General features: G+C 64.0%; 19 protein-coding genes. 8 read left to right on the forward strand and 11 right to left on the reverse strand.

Annotated elements, in window-relative coordinates:
• The first annotated feature begins 36 nt into the window (after positions 1-36).
• Positions 37-891, forward strand: coding sequence for an RNA polymerase sigma factor RpoH (rpoH, locus tag KSS93_RS03565; RefSeq protein WP_217887175.1), 855 nt, complete (start codon positions 37-39; stop codon positions 889-891).
• A 224-nt stretch (positions 892-1,115) separates the two neighbouring features.
• Here rpoH and mtgA read toward each other — a convergent pair whose 3' ends face one another.
• Positions 1,116-1,844, reverse strand: coding sequence for a monofunctional biosynthetic peptidoglycan transglycosylase (gene mtgA, locus KSS93_RS03570; protein WP_217887176.1), 729 nt, complete (start codon positions 1,842-1,844; stop codon positions 1,116-1,118).
• A 64-nt stretch (positions 1,845-1,908) separates the two neighbouring features.
• Here mtgA and KSS93_RS03575 point away from each other — a divergent pair, with 64 nt between their 5' ends.
• The 5 genes from KSS93_RS03575 (at position 1,909) to KSS93_RS03595 (ending at position 5,280) form a co-directional block, all read left to right on the forward strand.
• A complete protein-coding gene (locus tag KSS93_RS03575; RefSeq protein WP_217887177.1) occupies positions 1,909-2,280 on the forward strand; it encodes a DUF423 domain-containing protein in 372 nt (123 codons plus the stop codon).
• Positions 2,281-2,383: 103 nt separating this feature from the next.
• Entirely contained in the window at positions 2,384-2,584 is a 201-nt protein-coding gene (gene thiS / locus KSS93_RS03580) for a sulfur carrier protein ThiS (RefSeq protein ID WP_166885687.1), read from the forward strand.
• A 54-nt stretch (positions 2,585-2,638) separates the two neighbouring features.
• On the forward strand, positions 2,639-3,451 hold the full coding sequence (locus tag KSS93_RS03585) for a thiazole synthase (protein WP_217887178.1): 813 nt from the start codon (positions 2,639-2,641) through the stop codon (positions 3,449-3,451).
• A 9-nt stretch (positions 3,452-3,460) separates the two neighbouring features.
• Entirely contained in the window at positions 3,461-4,183 is a 723-nt protein-coding gene (gene trmB, locus KSS93_RS03590) for a tRNA (guanosine(46)-N7)-methyltransferase TrmB (protein WP_217887179.1), read from the forward strand.
• Between the two features lie 836 nt (positions 4,184-5,019).
• Positions 5,020-5,280: a hypothetical protein gene (locus KSS93_RS03595; protein WP_217887180.1), complete on the forward strand. Its 261-nt coding sequence runs from the start codon at positions 5,020-5,022 to the stop codon at positions 5,278-5,280.
• Positions 5,281-5,335: 55 nt separating this feature from the next.
• Here KSS93_RS03595 and KSS93_RS03600 read toward each other — a convergent pair whose 3' ends face one another.
• The 9 genes from KSS93_RS03600 to KSS93_RS03640 all read right to left on the reverse strand — a co-directional run bounded on the left by KSS93_RS03600 (position 5,336) and on the right by KSS93_RS03640 (position 11,913).
• Entirely contained in the window at positions 5,336-5,662 is a 327-nt protein-coding gene (locus tag KSS93_RS03600; RefSeq protein ID WP_217887181.1) for a DUF3392 family protein, read from the reverse strand.
• Positions 5,663-5,671: 9 nt separating this feature from the next.
• Entirely contained in the window at positions 5,672-6,850 is a 1,179-nt protein-coding gene (gene hemW / locus KSS93_RS03605) for a radical SAM family heme chaperone HemW (RefSeq protein WP_217887182.1), read from the reverse strand.
• Positions 6,847-7,443, reverse strand: coding sequence for an RdgB/HAM1 family non-canonical purine NTP pyrophosphatase (gene rdgB, locus KSS93_RS03610; RefSeq protein WP_217887183.1), 597 nt, complete (start codon positions 7,441-7,443; stop codon positions 6,847-6,849). Before rdgB ends, hemW begins: the two co-directional genes overlap by 4 nt.
• The gene (locus KSS93_RS03615) at positions 7,440-7,874 is read right to left on the reverse strand and encodes a DUF4426 domain-containing protein (protein ID WP_217887184.1); all 435 of its coding nucleotides are present in this window, start codon (positions 7,872-7,874) and stop codon (positions 7,440-7,442) included. The genes rdgB and KSS93_RS03615 overlap by 4 nt, the downstream gene beginning before the upstream one ends.
• 25 nt (positions 7,875-7,899) lie before the next feature.
• On the reverse strand, positions 7,900-8,520 hold the full coding sequence (metW, locus tag KSS93_RS03620) for a methionine biosynthesis protein MetW (RefSeq protein WP_217840775.1): 621 nt from the start codon (positions 8,518-8,520) through the stop codon (positions 7,900-7,902).
• Positions 8,521-8,527: 7 nt separating this feature from the next.
• Entirely contained in the window at positions 8,528-9,667 is a 1,140-nt protein-coding gene (gene metX / locus KSS93_RS03625; protein WP_217887185.1) for a homoserine O-succinyltransferase MetX, read from the reverse strand.
• Between the two features lie 88 nt (positions 9,668-9,755).
• Entirely contained in the window at positions 9,756-10,346 is a 591-nt protein-coding gene (locus KSS93_RS03630) for a YggT family protein (RefSeq protein WP_217887186.1), read from the reverse strand.
• 23 nt (positions 10,347-10,369) lie between these two features.
• Positions 10,370-11,188 (reverse strand): pyrroline-5-carboxylate reductase, encoded by an 819-nt coding sequence (gene proC, locus KSS93_RS03635; protein ID WP_263975041.1) that lies wholly within the window; start codon positions 11,186-11,188, stop codon positions 10,370-10,372.
• Positions 11,189-11,226: 38 nt separating this feature from the next.
• Positions 11,227-11,913, reverse strand: a complete 687-nt coding sequence (locus KSS93_RS03640) for a YggS family pyridoxal phosphate-dependent enzyme (protein WP_217887187.1) — start codon at positions 11,911-11,913, stop codon at positions 11,227-11,229.
• 67 nt (positions 11,914-11,980) lie between these two features.
• On the opposite strand from KSS93_RS03640, the gene KSS93_RS03645 reads away from it, so the two are divergent.
• Positions 11,981-12,976 (forward strand): type IV pilus twitching motility protein PilT, encoded by a 996-nt coding sequence (locus KSS93_RS03645; protein WP_217887188.1) that lies wholly within the window; start codon positions 11,981-11,983, stop codon positions 12,974-12,976.
• Between the two features lie 108 nt (positions 12,977-13,084).
• Here the strand turns inward: KSS93_RS03645 and KSS93_RS03650 are convergent, their stop codons facing one another.
• Positions 13,085-13,729 carry a C40 family peptidase gene (locus KSS93_RS03650; protein ID WP_217887189.1) on the reverse strand — a complete coding sequence of 215 codons (645 nt, stop codon included), beginning with the start codon at positions 13,727-13,729 and terminating at the stop codon, positions 13,085-13,087.
• Between the two features lie 157 nt (positions 13,730-13,886).
• Here KSS93_RS03650 and KSS93_RS03655 point away from each other — a divergent pair, with 157 nt between their 5' ends.
• Positions 13,887-14,312 carry an NINE protein gene (locus tag KSS93_RS03655; RefSeq protein WP_217887190.1) on the forward strand — a complete coding sequence of 142 codons (426 nt, stop codon included), beginning with the start codon at positions 13,887-13,889 and terminating at the stop codon, positions 14,310-14,312.
• Positions 14,313-14,372 lie beyond the last annotated feature (60 nt).

Here is a 14,372-nt window from a genome sequence, read left to right on the forward strand (position 1 = left end):
CACAAGGCACGAGTCCAGTGAGTCGGAGGTACTTGAATGACCACTTCGTTGCAACCTGCCTATGCCCTGGTTCCCGGTGCAAACCTGGAAGCCTATGTGCACACGGTCAACAGCATACCCCTGCTGACGATCGAGCAGGAGCGTGATCTGGGCGAGCGTCTCTATTACGAGCAGGATGTAGAAGCCGCTCGGCAAATGGTGATGGCCCATCTGCGTTTTGTCGTACATATCGCCCGTAGCTACGCAGGCTACGGGCTGGCCCAGGCCGACCTGATCCAGGAAGGCAACGTCGGCCTGATGAAAGCGGTCAAGCGTTTCAACCCGGAAATGGGCGTGCGCCTGGTATCGTTCGCGGTGCACTGGATCAAGGCCGAGATCCACGAGTTCATCCTGCGCAACTGGCGCATCGTCAAGGTGGCTACCACCAAGGCCCAGCGCAAGCTGTTCTTCAACCTGCGCAGCCAGAAGAAGCGCCTGGCCTGGCTGAACAATGACGAAGTGCATCGTGTGGCCGAAAGCCTGGGCGTGGAGCCTCGTGAAGTACGCGAAATGGAAAGCCGCCTGAGTGGCCAGGACATGGCCTTCGACCCGGCCGCCGAGGCTGACGACGACAGCGCCTTCCAGTCGCCTGCGCACTACCTGGAAGACCACCGCTACGACCCGGCCCTGCAACTTGAAGATGCCGACTGGAGCGACAACTCCACCAGCAACCTGCACGAAGCGCTGCAGGGGCTGGATGACCGCAGCCGCGACATCCTCTACCAGCGCTGGCTGGCCGAAGAAAAGGCCACCCTGCACGAGCTGGCCGAGAAGTACAGCGTATCTGCCGAGCGTATTCGCCAGCTCGAGAAGAACGCGATGAACAAGGTGAAGGCACTGATCGCCATCTGATCGGCCTTGGCCTCACGAAAAAGCCGCTGTTCTTGCAAGAGACAGCGGCTTTTTCATTGGTTTTGTTCCAGTGTGGGCAACAATCTTGCTCGACTTCCAATGGCTGGCGCGATCTCTGTAGGAGCGGCCTTGTGCCGCGATGGGCCGCATGGCGGCCCCAGGGTTTCAGCATCATGCAAGATTGCCGGGGCTGCTTTGCAGCCCATCGCGGCACAAGGCCGCTCCTACAGGCGATTGCTGTCTTGCGGCCTGCGCGAAGCGTCCAGTTGCATCAGGTAGCTCGGCCCGCCCAGCTGGCTCATCTGCCGGCGGATCCACCCGGCGCGGCTGGCCACATAGGCGCTGGGGCGGCTGGCGCTCCACTTGATCGGGCTCGGCAGCACCGCGGCCAGTTGCGCGGCCTGTTGCCGGGTCAGGCGGCTGGCGTCCACGCCGAAGTGATAGCGCGCGGCGGCCTGGGCGCCGAATACGCCCTTGCCCCATTCGGCGCTGTTCAAATACACCTCAAGAATGCGCTCCTTGGGCCAGAACAGCTCGATCAGCGCTGTGAACCAGGCCTCCAGGCCCTTGCGCAGCCAGCTGCGGCCCGACCACAGGAACAGGTTCTTTGCCACTTGTTGCGTGAGCGTGCTGGCGCCGCGCACCTTGCCGCCTCGCTCGTTGTAGGCCAGCGCCGCCTGGATGGCCGGGATGTCGAAGCCCCAGTGGCTGGCGAACTTCTGGTCTTCACCGGCGATCACCGCCACCTTGAGCTCATCGGAGATACCTTCCCAGGGCGTCCAGTCGCGCTGCAGGTCGATCGGCTCGCCACTGGCCCACGACTGCACCTTGCGCTCGACCATCAGCGCCGTGCCAGGTGGCGGCACCCAGCGCAGTACCAGGACCACGGCGATGCTGCCGGCGGCGAACCAGAGCAGGGCGCGGGTGAGGCGACGCAGAATGGATGACAGCATGGTGATGGCTTGGCCCGACGGATGGAACGGGCCATTATACAGACCCCTTTCGAGGAGTCGTCCCATGCTTCGCAGCTTCCTGATGCTTGCCGCGTTCTTCGGCTTTACCGGTGTCGCCCTGGGGGCGTTCGCCGCCCATGGCTTGAAAAACCGCCTGACGGCCGATTACCTGGCGATCTTCCATACCGGCGTCACCTATCAGCTGGTGCATGCCCTGGCGATCTTCGGCGTGGCCGTGCTCGCCGCGCACTTGCCTGGCCGCCTTGTGGGCTGGGCCGGCGGTTTGTTCGCCTTAGGGATAGTGCTGTTTTCCGGCAGCCTCTACCTGCTCACCCTCACCGGTGTGGGCAAGCTCGGCATCATCACCCCCTTCGGCGGCCTGTGCTTCCTTGCCGGCTGGCTGTGCCTGGGGCTGGCCGCCTGGCGCCTGGGCTGACCGAGCGGTCCACAATCGCGACTAATGGCGTCAGCTGCCCTTGGGTTGCGGGGTGGATCGGGGCTAGAATGCGTGCCCCCAAAGAACAATGGTGGCCGTGCGCATGCGCATCCAATTGAACGGTGAGCCTTACGAACTGCCCGCAGGCGAGAGCGTCGCGGCGCTGCTGGGCCGGCTGGAGCTGGCCGGCCGCCGGGTGGCGGTGGAACTGAACCTGGACATCGTGCCGCGCAGCCAGCACGAAAGTACGCTGTTGAGCGAAGGCGACCAGGTCGAAGTGGTCCACGCCATTGGCGGCGGTTGAGCAATTACCCGGCGCTTCACCCGATAGCCCCGTAACCTTTGCAGAGGAACATCGATGAGCAACGTTCGCAGCGACAAGCCTTTCATCCTGGCCGGGCGCACTTTCCAGTCGCGCCTGCTGGTCGGTACCGGCAAATACCGTGACATGGAAGAAACCCGCCTGGCCACTGAAGCCTCGGGTTCCGAGATCGTCACCGTAGCCGTGCGCCGCACCAACCTGGGCCAGAATGCCGGTGAGCCGAACCTGCTCGATGTGCTGTCGCCCGACAAGTACACCATCCTGCCAAACACCGCCGGTTGCTTTGATGCGGTTGAAGCGGTGCGCACCTGCCGCCTGGCCCGTGAGCTACTCGAGGGCCACAAGTCCCACGAGACCCGCACCCTGGTGAAGCTGGAAGTGCTGGCCGATCAGAAAACCCTGTTCCCCAACGTGATCGAGACCCTCAAGGCCGCCGAAGTGCTGGTCAAGGAAGGTTTCGACGTGATGGTCTACACCAGCGACGACCCGATCATCGCACGCCAGCTGGCCGAAGCCGGCTGCATCGCGGTCATGCCGCTGGCCGGCCTGATCGGTACCGGCCTGGGTATCTGCAACCCCTACAACCTGCAGATCATCCTCGAAGAATCGAAAGTGCCGGTGCTGGTCGATGCCGGCGTGGGTACCGCCTCCGACGCCACCATCGCCATGGAAATGGGCTGCGAGGCGGTGCTGATGAACTCGGCGATCGCCCATGCCCAGCAACCGGTCGTGATGGCCGAGGCCATGAAGCACGCCATTCTCGCCGGCCGCATGGCGTACCTCGCCGGACGCATGCCGAAGAAACTCTATGCCAGCGCGTCCTCGCCGCTGGAAGGTCTGATCAAGTAAGAGCCCCCGATGACTGACTCGCAAGAAACGCCGATCACCGCCGAAGGCGAAGAGCGCCCGCACCGCCGCATCAAGAGCTTCGTGATGCGCGCCGGGCGCATGACCGAAGGCCAGCAACGCGGCCTGGACCAGGGCGGCCCGCAGTTCATCCTGCCGTTGGCCGACAGCCCGGTGGACTACGACCAAGTGTTCGGCCGTTCGGCGCCGCGCACCCTGGAGATCGGTTTCGGCATGGGCCACTCGCTGCTGGAAATGGCCGCGGCCTCGCCCGAGCTGGACTTCATCGGTGTGGAAGTGCACCGCCCGGGTGTCGGTGCACTGCTCAACGGTGTGCTGACGCAAGGCCTTACGAACCTGCGGGTGTACGACTGCGATGCCATTGAGGTGCTGAACCGCTGCGTGGCCGACAACAGCCTTGACCGGCTGATGCTGTTCTTCCCCGACCCGTGGCACAAGGCGCGCCACCACAAGCGCCGTATCGTGCAGGCAGGCTTTGCCGAGCTGGTACGCAGCAAGCTCAAGGTGGGCGGCGTGTTCCACATGGCCACCGACTGGGAGCCCTATGCCGAGTACATGCTGGAAGTGATGAGCGTGGCGCCGGGCTATCGCAACCAGGCCGCCGATGGCGCTTACGTGCCACGCCCTGAAGAGCGCCCGGTCACCAAGTTCGAGCGCCGTGGCGAGCGCCTTGGGCATGGTGTGTGGGACCTGAAGTTCGAGAAGGTCGACTGAGCTGCCGACGCCCAGCGTCTTTTGCCCGGGCCTGCAAAACTGCAGGCGAAAAAAAAACCGCCTGCGAAGGGCGGTTTTTTTATGCGGGCTTCGGGTTACGAATCCTCAGCCTGCGGACTTTGGTTCCACTGGATACCATCCACAGACGAAATACTAGGGCTGCGTTCGAACCGCGTCAATCGAGGAAGTATCCGGCATTAGGTGTGACTGAGTCGGTAACAGCCTTGAGCGTTCCGCTGACCTATGATCACTCCGCTCTCGTGTGAGTATTTCCAGTGGCGGGCCGGGAACCGAATTCGTTCTGTTGTCTCGGCCCCTTCGACGCGGCCCACGAACCGCGCCGGTAGTCATTTCGAAGGGCCATCTACCTGGCCACTTCACTGGATATCATCCACACGATCTCCGAAGGTGTCGAAGTGCCGGTCAGACACTGGAAGATTGGCCCAGCCAACACGGAGGCCAAGGCTTATGAAGCGTTTGCTTGATACGCTGAGCCGCGCCTGGAAGCTCATCCGAGCCCTGATCTTTTTCAGGACGGTATGGGATTTTTTGCGCGATCACTTCGATGATGCCCGCTAAGGGTTGATCGGGTGAGAGGCCGCCGCGGCTAGCCGGGGCGGCCTTTTAGTAATCTTCAAAGTCGGCAGCGGCAAACCAGGCTTTGTATACAACCACGACGCTGTACCAGGCCAAGCTCGCCCAGTGGCCGGACCAATGCGAGCAGGGCGATGGCTATGGCCCGGCGCAAGTATCGGGCAGCCCGATCAATGTCCTGATCGAGGGCTTCAGCTTGGCGCGGGGAACCCGACAGTGCTGGCTCAGCCAGTCAACCGGAGTTGAAAATCGACCCGCCATACGAGGATTTGAAAGGCCGCAATGCCTATCTTGTGACTGTCGAGCCTGAGCAGATCCTGTTCCGGCGGGTCGAGCTCAAGAGCGGCCCGTGGAATATCACTGACTGTGTTGACGAGTCAGGCTACCGGGCCTTGGCCGGGACGCGAAAGTTGGCGGTGACGGAAGATATCCGGCTGTGCGCGGTCGGCGTTGATTACGCGGGGCAGCGTTCGCAACCGCTGCAGATGAAATTGTTGCAGTGACGCATACCTGCAACCCATGAGTACCGCCGCGCAAGAGGCGGTTTTCAATTGGCGATCAGCCGCGCCTGTCGGCCACCACACCAATCAGCACCAGCACCACCAGCAGCACCGGTGCCAGCGCATAGTTATTGAACTGCCCCAGCCCTCTGACCACCCATGGCGTTGCGTAGATCAGCGCTGCGCCGCTGCCGATCATCACCAGCAGCGCCATGAACGGCACGCGCAGGGCGCCGGCCAGGCCGCCCAGGCGTGCTTCCACCCAGCTTTTGATGTCGGTGCCGAACAGCACCAGCAGGCAGCCCACCAAGGCCAGCGAAATCTCCGACAGGTTGCTGCGGCTCCAGCGGGAAACGGTCGAGAGCAGGTCAAGTACCAGGTCCATGGGTCATCCTTAATTCAAGAAGTACTGCAGCAGGTCGTTGAGGAACAGCTGGCCTCTGGGCGTTGCCGCCAGCCGATCCGGTTCGACCTGCAAAAGGCCTTTTTGTTCGGCGTCACGGCGTGCCTGGGCCAGCTGCGCCAGGGGCAGGCCGGTGCGCTGGGTGAACAGCTCGGCTTCCACGCCATCGGTGAGGCGCAGGGCGTTCATCAGGAACTCGAACGGCAGCTCGTCGGCCGGCAGCAGCTTTTCACCGGCTTTGAACGGCTTGGCCGGGTTCAGGTAGTCCTTGGGCAGGCGGGTCTTCCAGGTACGCAAAATGCGCCCGTCCGGGAACGACAGCTTGCCGTGGGCGCCCGCGCCAATACCGATGAAGTCGCCAAAGCGCCAGTAATTGAGGTTGTGCCGCGCCGCGCGGTCTGCTTGCGCGTAGGCCGACACCTCGTACTGGCGATAGCCATGCTCGGCCATCAGCGCCTGGCCGGCTTCCTGGATATCCCAGAGGATGTCGTCCTCGGGCAGTTCGGGGGGCTGGTTCCAGAATACGGTGTTGGGTTCGACGGTCAGTTGATACCAGGACAGGTGCGTCGGCGCCAGGCCGATGGCGGTGCGCAGGTCACCCAGGGCGTCCTCGAGCGACTGGTCCGGCAGGCCGTGCATCAGGTCCATGTTGAAGTTGTCGAAGCCCGCCGCACGCGCCATGTCGGCGGCGCGTATCGCTTCGTCACCGTTGTGGATGCGCCCGAGCTTTTCCAGTTTGGCGGGCTGGAAGCTCTGCACGCCGATCGACAGCCGATTGATGCCGGTCTGCCGGTAGGCCTTGAACTTGTCCTGCTCGAACGTGCCGGGGTTGGCCTCGAGGGTGATCTCGATGTCCGGGGCGAACGCTATGCGCTGCTCCACACCCCGCAGCAGGCGCCCCAGGGCATCGGCACTGAACAGACTCGGAGTGCCGCCGCCAAAGAAGATGGTGCTGATCGGGCGCCCCTGCACGGCAGGCAGTTCCTGCTCCAGATCAGCCAGCAGGGCGTCGATGTACTCGTTTTCAGGCAGCGTTGGCCCGGCCTGGTGCGAGTTGAAGTCGCAGTAGGGGCACTTGCGCACGCACCAAGGGATATGGATGTACAGCGACAGTGGCGGCAGCTCGGGAAGGATCAGCCCCGCCGACTGTGGGGACGGCTTTACGGTCATGCCAGGCCCAGGCGTTGACGCAGCAGGGCCATGGCGCGGGCGCGGTGGCTGAGCTGGTTCTTGTCGACAGGGGCGAGGTCGGCGCTGGAGCACTTGCGCTCCGGCACCCAGAACAGCGGGTCGTACCCAAAACCATGCTCGCCGCTGGCCTCGAACAGGATGCTGCCGTGCCACAGGCCTTCGCAGAGGATCGGCAGCGGGTCGTCGGCGTGGCGCACCAGGGCCAGCACGCAGACGAACTGGGCACCGCGCTGCTCTGCCGGCACGTCTTTCAGCGCTTCGAGCAGCTTGGCGTTGTTCGCCGCATCACCCTTGCCATCGGCGTAGCGCGCCGAATAGATGCCAGGGGCACCGCCCAGGAAGTCCACCGCCAGGCCCGAGTCGTCGGCCAGTGCCGGCAGGCCGGAAATACGTGCGGCGTTGCGCGCCTTGAGGATGGCGTTCTCGACGAACGACAGGCCGGTTTCTTCCGGCTCCACCTGGCTGAACTCGCCGATCGAGCGCAGTTGCACGGCCTCGCCGAGCATGGCCTGCAGTTCCTTGAGCTTGCCGGCGTTGTGGCTGGCCAATACGAGTTGGGTAAGGTTCATCATTCGCCTGGGAATACTTCCTGGTTGAAGCTGAGTTTATGACTGATGCCGCCGCTTTCGACGTTCAGGTCGAAGGTCAGGGTTTCGGCCTGGTCGATCTTGAACTGGGCGATGTAGTACACCGCACCTTGGTCAGTGATCTGCCTGAACGACAGCGGGCTGCTGCGCCCGGTAAGGTCCTTGACCGTGCCGCTGACCACGGCCATTGCCGGTTTGTCGGCCTTGAGCACGGCGACGTTGAGCACGCCCTGGTTCTTGCTGCGGGTGAGCCCCGTGGCCGCCGCGATATCGGGCTGCAACATGCTCGAGGTGAAGGCGCTGTAGTGGACCGTCACATCGCCGAACGCTTCCTTGCGCTCGGGCCTGGCGGCATCGGCAGCCAGTACCGGCAAGGCCAGGCACAGGCTGATCAGAAACAGTGCAATACGACGCATGATGCCATTCCTCCGTTCGCGAAGGTCAGACCGCGAGCTGGTGCTCCTGCAGGCCCGGGCTGCTGACCCGATAGATACCGATTTCACCTAGAAGATTAGGCCAAAGCCGGCCGCCCAACCCGTTACGGTGCAGGTGGTCGACGGCCAGGCGGTCGAGCACCTTGGCGTTGCGGTCGTGGCACAGGTTCTCGAAGTCTTCGAAGGTGCAGAAGTGGATGTTCGGGGTGTTGTACCAGGTGTACGGCATGAAGTCGGACACCGGCATGCGCCCCTTGGTGGCCAGGTACCAGCGGCAGCGCCAGTGGCCGAAATTGGGGAAGGTGATGATGCACTGGCGGCCGACGCGCAGCATTTCGTCGAGGATCCGGTCGGGGTACTCCACGGCCTGCAGGGCCTGGGTCATGACCACCACGTCGAAGCTGTTGCTGGCGAAGTTGCCTAGGCCCTTGTCCAGGTCCTGCTCGATGACGTTGACGCCCTTGGCCACGCACTCGGCGATGTTGTCGGCGTCGATTTCCAGGCCGTAGCCGGTGACGTTCTTGCGCTCGCGTAGCGAGGCCAGCAGTTCGCCGTTGCCGCAGCCAAGGTCGAGTACCCGGCTGCCGGCGGGGATCCAGTCGTGGATGATTTCCAGGTCGGCTCTCATGGGGCCCTCAGACGCTGATGCGGTTCATGTAGTTGGCGAAACCCTGCATGTAGCGAGGCGTCGGGATGAGGAAGGCGTCGTGGCCGTAGGGCGAGTCGATGTCCAGGTAGCAGACGTTCTTGCGCGCAGCCATCAGCGCATCGACGATCTCCCGCGAGCGGGCCGGCGAGAAGCGCCAGTCGGTGGTGAACGACATGATGCAGAAGTCCGCCGTGACGTGGGCCAGGGTGGCGGCCAGGTCGCCGCCGTGGGCGGCTGCCGGGTCGTAGTAATCCAGCGCTTTGGTCATCAGCAGGTAGGTGTTGGCGTCGAAGCGCCCGGAGAACTCCTCGCCCTGGTAGCGCAGGTAGCTTTCGACCTGGAACTCGACGCTGTGGAAGTCGTAGTTGAGCTTGTCGCTTTTCAGTTCGCGGCCGAATTTCTCGCCCATCGAGTCATCCGACAGGTAGGTGATGTGGCCGACCATGCGCGCCAGCATCAACCCGCGCTTGGGGATCACGCCCTGGTCCTGGAACGAGCCGCCGTGGAACTCGGGGTCGGTGAGGATGGCCTGGCGCGCCACTTCGTTGAAGGCGATGTTCTGCGCCGACAGCTTGGGCGCCGAGGCGATGTCCACGCAGTGGCGCACGCGGTCCGGGTAGGTCATGGTCCATTGCAGCGCCTGCATGCCGCCCAGGCTGCCGCCGACGATGGCGGCCCAGGTGTGGATGCCCAGGCGGTCGGCCAGGCGTGCCTGGCTGTGCACCCAGTCGACCACGGTGAGCACCGGGAAATCGGCGCCATAAGGCTTGCCGGTGGCCGGGTTGACGCTGCTGGGGCCGGTGCTGCCGTTGCAGCCGCCAAGGTTGTTCAGGCTGACCACGAAGAAGCGGTTGGTGTCGATCGGCTTGCCCGGGCCGATGCAGCTGTCCCACCAGCCCGGCTTGCGGTCGCTGGCGGCATGGTAGCCGGCGGCATGATGGTGGCCGGACAGCGCGTGGCAGATCAGCACGGCGTTGCTGGCAGTGGCGTTGAGCTGACCGTAGGTTTCGTAGATGAGCTCGTACGAGGCCAGCGAGCGGCCACAGGCCAGGGCCAACGATTCATCGAACCGGGCGATCTGGGGGGTTACCAGACCGACGGAATCTTCGGGAAAGACAGTGGACATCGACCCTGCTCACGCTTGACGGAGGCGTAAGTCTAAAGAGCGCTACCCCCTGCGGCAAGCAATGGCTTGCCGCAGGGGGGCAGGTGGGTCAGATCATCCGCCACAGCTCTTGCGGCATGCCGGCGTAGGCAGCCAGTTGCGGCATGAGGAAGGACTGGATCACCTGGATGGCGATGAAGGCGAAGATCGGCGAAATATCCATGCCGCCCAGGTTCGGCACGATGCGCCGGAACGGTGCCAACACCGGCTCGCTGATCTGGTAGGCCAGCTCTGCCGCGGGGTTGTGGCTGTTGGGGGCGACCCACGAGACGATCACCATCACGATCATCGCCACCCAGAAGATCTTCAGGAACAGCGAGGTGATGCCGAGGATGGCCCACATCAGCAGGTGCAGCACATCGCCGAAGGTGCCGTAGGTGACCATCAGCACGAAGGCCATCAGCAGCGCCTGGATGACGATCGACAGCAGCAGCGACGAGGTATCCAGGCCGGCGATGCTGGGGATCACCCGGCGCAGTGGCTTGAGCAGCGGCTGGGTGGCGCGCACCGCGAACTGGCTCACCGGGTTGTAGAAGTCGGCCTTGACCAGCTGCAGCACAAAGCGCAGCAGGACGATCACCAGATACAGGCTGACCAGGGTTTGCACCACGAAAATCGCGGCGCCGGACAGTGCATTCATTCAACGGCTCCTTATTGGCCCGGTTATTTGCCCAGTTGTTCGGCCAGCTCCGCAGAGCGGTGGGCGGCGGCTTGCAGTGCCTGTTCGACGATGGCCTCGAAACCGCTGGCCTGGAACGACTTGATCGCCGCTTCCGTTGTACCGGCGGGCGAGGTGACGCGGCGGCGCAGCTCGGCGGCGTCGACGTCGCTGGCTACCGCCATGTGCGCGGCGCCCAGGGCGGTCTGCAGGGTCAGTTGCGAGGCGGTTTCACGCGGCAGGCCGAGTTTTTCGCCCGCTGCGGTCATGGCCTCGATCAGCAGGAAGAAGTACGCCGGGCCACTGCCGGAAACGGCGGTGACGGCGTCCAGCTGCTGCTCCTGCTCAAGCCACAGGGCGCTGCCCACGGCCGAGAGCAACTGGCCGGCTTGCTCGCGCTGCTGGGCAGTCACTTCTGCAGTGGCGTACAGGCCGCTGACCCCCTGGCGCAGCAGCGCCGGGGTGTTGGGCATGCAGCGCACCACCGGGATGGCGCCCAGCCAGGCCTGCAGGCTGGCGCAGGTGATGCCGGCGGCGATCGAAACGACCAGTTGGCCAGGCTTGAGGCTTGGCTTGAGGGTTTCGCAGACCGCCTTCATGACCTGCGGCTTGACCGCCAGCACGATCACATCAGCGCCATCGATGGCCTGGGCGTTGCTTTCGAATGCTTCGATGCCGTGTTCGGCCTGCACCCGTGCGCGGGTCTCGGCGCCCGGGTCGCTGGCGCGGATCTGCGCGGCGTCCAGGCCCTGGGCGCGCAGGCCGCCGATCAGGCTGGCGGCCATGTTGCCGGCGCCGATAAAGGCAATACGAGTCTTGCTCATGTCAGGTCCTTTCAGGAAAGCGTGAGTTAAGCATGGAATCAGGGCTGGCCGTAATCGCGCGCACCGAACAGCGCGGTGCCGATGCGTACCCAGGTCGCGCCCTGGGCAATGGCGGCTTCGAGGTCGTGGCTCATGCCCATCGACAAGGTGTCCAGGCCCAGGCCCAGTTGCGTTTGCAACTGGCGCAGGGTGGCGAAGGCGGCCTCTTGTTCGGCGCGCTGGTCAGTCGGCTCCGGGATTGCCATCAACCCGCGCAGGCGCAGGTTGGGCAGGCTGGCGACAGCCTGGGCAAGTGCTGGCAGGTCGGCCGGGGCGCAGCCGGATTTGCTGGCCTCGCCGCTGACGTTGACCTGTAGGCAGATGTTCAGCGGCGCCAGGTTGGCAGGCCGCTGTTCGGAGAGGCGTTGGGCGATCTTCAGGCGGTCCACGGAATGTACCCAGTCGAAATGCTCGGCGATGGCCTTGGTCTTGTTCGACTGGATGGGGCCGATGAAGTGCCAGATCAAGGGCAGGTCAGACAGTTCCTGCTGTTTTGTCAGCGCTTCCTGAAGGTAGTTCTCGCCGAAATCGGCCAGCCCGGCCGCGTGGGCCTCGCGGATGGCGCTGGCGGGCTTGGTCTTGCTCACGGCCAGCAGCTGCACGCTGGCCGGATCGCGGCCGGCAGCCCTGGCCGCACCCTGGATGCGGTCGCTGATGGCGCTAATGTTGTCTGCTAGGGTGGACATGGATCGTCGCCGTGCGGCTTTTGGGGTCTGCGGCATTCTACCTGCTTGATGGCTGTTGGGGAGTCTCATGGATGTGACCGACCTGCTGGCCCGCGCCGTGGCGGCCGGGGCCAGCGACTTGCACCTGGCGAGCGGCGAAAGCCCGCTGCAACGCCTGGATGGCGAACTGCGCCGCATGGGCCTGCCGCCCATGCAGCCTGAGGCCCTCGAGCGTGGGCTGGGCGAATGGCTCGACGCCGGGCAGCGCGAGCAATGGGCGCGCGGCGACGAACTCGATTTGGCACTGAGCCTGCCTGCGCTTGGGCGCTTTCGTTTGAATCTGTACCGTCAACGTAATGGCCCAGCCGCCAGTGCGCGGGTGATACCGGCACGGCTTGCCTGCATCGAAGAGCTTGATCTGAATGAAGTGTTTCAAAGCATTGCGCGGCAGCGGGATGGGCTGGTGCTGGTGTGTGGGGCTACCGGCAGCGGCAAGTCCAGCACCCTGGCGGCGCTGATCGACGGGCTGAACCGTGAGCAGGCGCTGCACATCGTCACACTCGAAGACCCCATCGAGTTCATTCATTCCGGCCAGCGCAGCCTGGTCAACCAGCGTGAGATCGGCACCCACAGCCGAGACTTTGCCCAAGGGCTGCGCAGCGCCCTGCGCCAGGACCCGGATGTGATCATGATCGGTGAGCTGCGCGACCTGGAGAGTATCCGGCTGGCCCTGCGTGCTGCCGAGACCGGGCACTTGGTGCTGGCCACGGTGCATGCACGTTCGGCGGTAAGTTGTCTCGAGCGGCTGGTGGAGGTGTTTGCCGCTGAGGAAAAGGCGCTGGTGCGGGCGATGCTGGCCGAGTCGTTGCGGCTGGTGGTGGCGCAGCAACTGGTGCGGCGCACGGGTGGCGGGCGCGTTGCGGCGCGGGAGGTGCTGGTGGCGACGCCGGCGCTGCGTAACCTGATCCGCGAAGGGCGCATGGCGCAGGTACCGTCGCTGATGCAGACGGGCGCGGGGCAGGGGATGATTACCATGGAGGGAGCGATGCAGGCCTTGCGATCCAATGGCCTGCTGGCAGGGTGAGCGCTGCATGGCACCGGCTGCGCCGGTGTTCGCGGCTGAAGCCGCTCCCACAGGGACCGCATGATAGTCAGGCTAGTGCCGAACCTGTGGGAGCCGGCTTGGCTGGCCTCAGCGCTTGGCCAGGCGCAGCGCCTGTTGTTGCTGCTCTTTGGGCAGCACGCGCTTGGCCACGACGTAGTGCTTCTGCCAGTAGGGTTTGTTGAGGTTGTCGATGCTCACCCGCTTGCCGGTGCGCGGCGCGTGGATGAAGCGGTCGTTGCCCAGGTAGATGGCAACATGGTTGACCCGGCGGCTCTTGATGTTGAAGAAGATCAGGTCGCCGGGCTTGAGGTCGCCCTTCGCCACCTTGACGCCTTGGCCTTGCGCCATGGCGTTGGAAGTGCGCGGCAGGTCGACATCGGCCACATCGTTGAAGGCGTATTTCACCAGGCCACTGCAGTCGAAGCCCTTTTTCGGGCTGCTGCCGCCCCAGCGGTAAGGGGTGCCGAGCACGTTGACGGCGCGGCTGAGCACTTCGCTGCTCTGCTTGGGCGACATGGCCACGGCTTGCAGCCCCTGTTGCCGGGCGGCGTTGTTCGGGCGGGCATGCACCGTGGCGTTGCGGTACTGAACAGATGCGCGCTTCACCGAGGCATCGGCGTTGGCCGTGTAGCCGGTGAAACCGCTGGGAAGACGTTGCTCACGATTGGTGGCGTGGGCGGCCAGGGGCAAAAGAAGGCAGAGGGTCAGCCATGTCTTGAAGAAAGGCGGCATAGTTGAAGCTCTTATAAGTGTTGGCGCGCAACTTTATAACAGCTTTTTGATCAAATTCTGATCCGTTGGTCGTCTTGCTGCGTACCATATGTCGGGCAGACACGGAAAAGTCACATTTTTCGTTAGAAAATTTTCGGCTAACCCTCGAGGGCTACGAATGAATGGTTATCAACAGGGTGGGGCGGTGAACGACACCCACAGCAAGGTTCTCGGCTACCTGCTGTGGATCTTCGGCTTCACCGGCGCCCACCGCTTCTACTACGGCAAACCTATTACCGGCACCCTCTGGTTCTTCACCTTCGGCCTGTTCGGTATCGGCTGGCTGATCGACCTTTTCCTGATCCCGTCGATGGACCGCGAGGCGGACATGCGCTTCCAGTCGGGCAGCGTCGACTACAACCTGGCGTGGGTGTTCCTGACGTTTCTGGGGGTATTCGGTGTGCACCGCCTGTACCAGGGCAAGTGGATCAGTGCACTGATCTACCTGTTCACCGGTGGCTTGTTCCTGCTGGGGGTGCTGTATGACTTCTGGACCCTGAACAGCCAGGTGTCCGAGGTTAACGCCGAGCGGCGCAGGGCGTAACCAGAGATGCGCACCTTGTAGGAGCCGGCTTGCCGGCGATGGCGCCTGACCTGCCTGGCG

This window comes from Pseudomonas xanthosomatis (assembly GCF_019139835.1).
Lineage (GTDB): Bacteria > Pseudomonadota > Gammaproteobacteria > Pseudomonadales > Pseudomonadaceae > Aquipseudomonas > Aquipseudomonas fakonensis.

Bases quoted from the DNA above. Each gene is read 5' to 3' on its own strand.
- rpoH (WP_217887175.1), top strand. From the start codon at position 37: ATGACCACTTCGTTGCAACCTGCCTATGCCCTGGTTCCCGGTGCAAAC.
- mtgA (WP_217887176.1), bottom strand. From the start codon at position 1,844: ATGCTGTCATCCATTCTGCGTCGCCTCACCCGCGCCCTGCTCTGGTTC.
- KSS93_RS03575 (WP_217887177.1), top strand. From the start codon at position 1,909: ATGCTTCGCAGCTTCCTGATGCTTGCCGCGTTCTTCGGCTTTACCGGT.
- thiS (WP_166885687.1), top strand. From the start codon at position 2,384: ATGCGCATCCAATTGAACGGTGAGCCTTACGAACTGCCCGCAGGCGAG.
- KSS93_RS03585 (WP_217887178.1), top strand. From the start codon at position 2,639: ATGAGCAACGTTCGCAGCGACAAGCCTTTCATCCTGGCCGGGCGCACT.
- trmB (WP_217887179.1), top strand. From the start codon at position 3,461: ATGACTGACTCGCAAGAAACGCCGATCACCGCCGAAGGCGAAGAGCGC.
- KSS93_RS03600 (WP_217887181.1), bottom strand. From the start codon at position 5,662: ATGGACCTGGTACTTGACCTGCTCTCGACCGTTTCCCGCTGGAGCCGC.
- hemW (WP_217887182.1), bottom strand. From the start codon at position 6,850: ATGACCGTAAAGCCGTCCCCACAGTCGGCGGGGCTGATCCTTCCCGAG.
- rdgB (WP_217887183.1), bottom strand. From the start codon at position 7,443: ATGATGAACCTTACCCAACTCGTATTGGCCAGCCACAACGCCGGCAAG.
- KSS93_RS03615 (WP_217887184.1), bottom strand. From the start codon at position 7,874: ATGCGTCGTATTGCACTGTTTCTGATCAGCCTGTGCCTGGCCTTGCCG.
- metW (WP_217840775.1), bottom strand. From the start codon at position 8,520: ATGAGAGCCGACCTGGAAATCATCCACGACTGGATCCCCGCCGGCAGC.
- metX (WP_217887185.1), bottom strand. From the start codon at position 9,667: ATGTCCACTGTCTTTCCCGAAGATTCCGTCGGTCTGGTAACCCCCCAG.
- KSS93_RS03630 (WP_217887186.1), bottom strand. From the start codon at position 10,346: ATGAATGCACTGTCCGGCGCCGCGATTTTCGTGGTGCAAACCCTGGTC.
- proC (WP_263975041.1), bottom strand. From the start codon at position 11,188: ATGAGCAAGACTCGTATTGCCTTTATCGGCGCCGGCAACATGGCCGCC.
- KSS93_RS03640 (WP_217887187.1), bottom strand. From the start codon at position 11,913: ATGTCCACCCTAGCAGACAACATTAGCGCCATCAGCGACCGCATCCAG.
- KSS93_RS03645 (WP_217887188.1), top strand. From the start codon at position 11,981: ATGGATGTGACCGACCTGCTGGCCCGCGCCGTGGCGGCCGGGGCCAGC.
- KSS93_RS03650 (WP_217887189.1), bottom strand. From the start codon at position 13,729: ATGCCGCCTTTCTTCAAGACATGGCTGACCCTCTGCCTTCTTTTGCCC.
- KSS93_RS03655 (WP_217887190.1), top strand. From the start codon at position 13,887: ATGAATGGTTATCAACAGGGTGGGGCGGTGAACGACACCCACAGCAAG.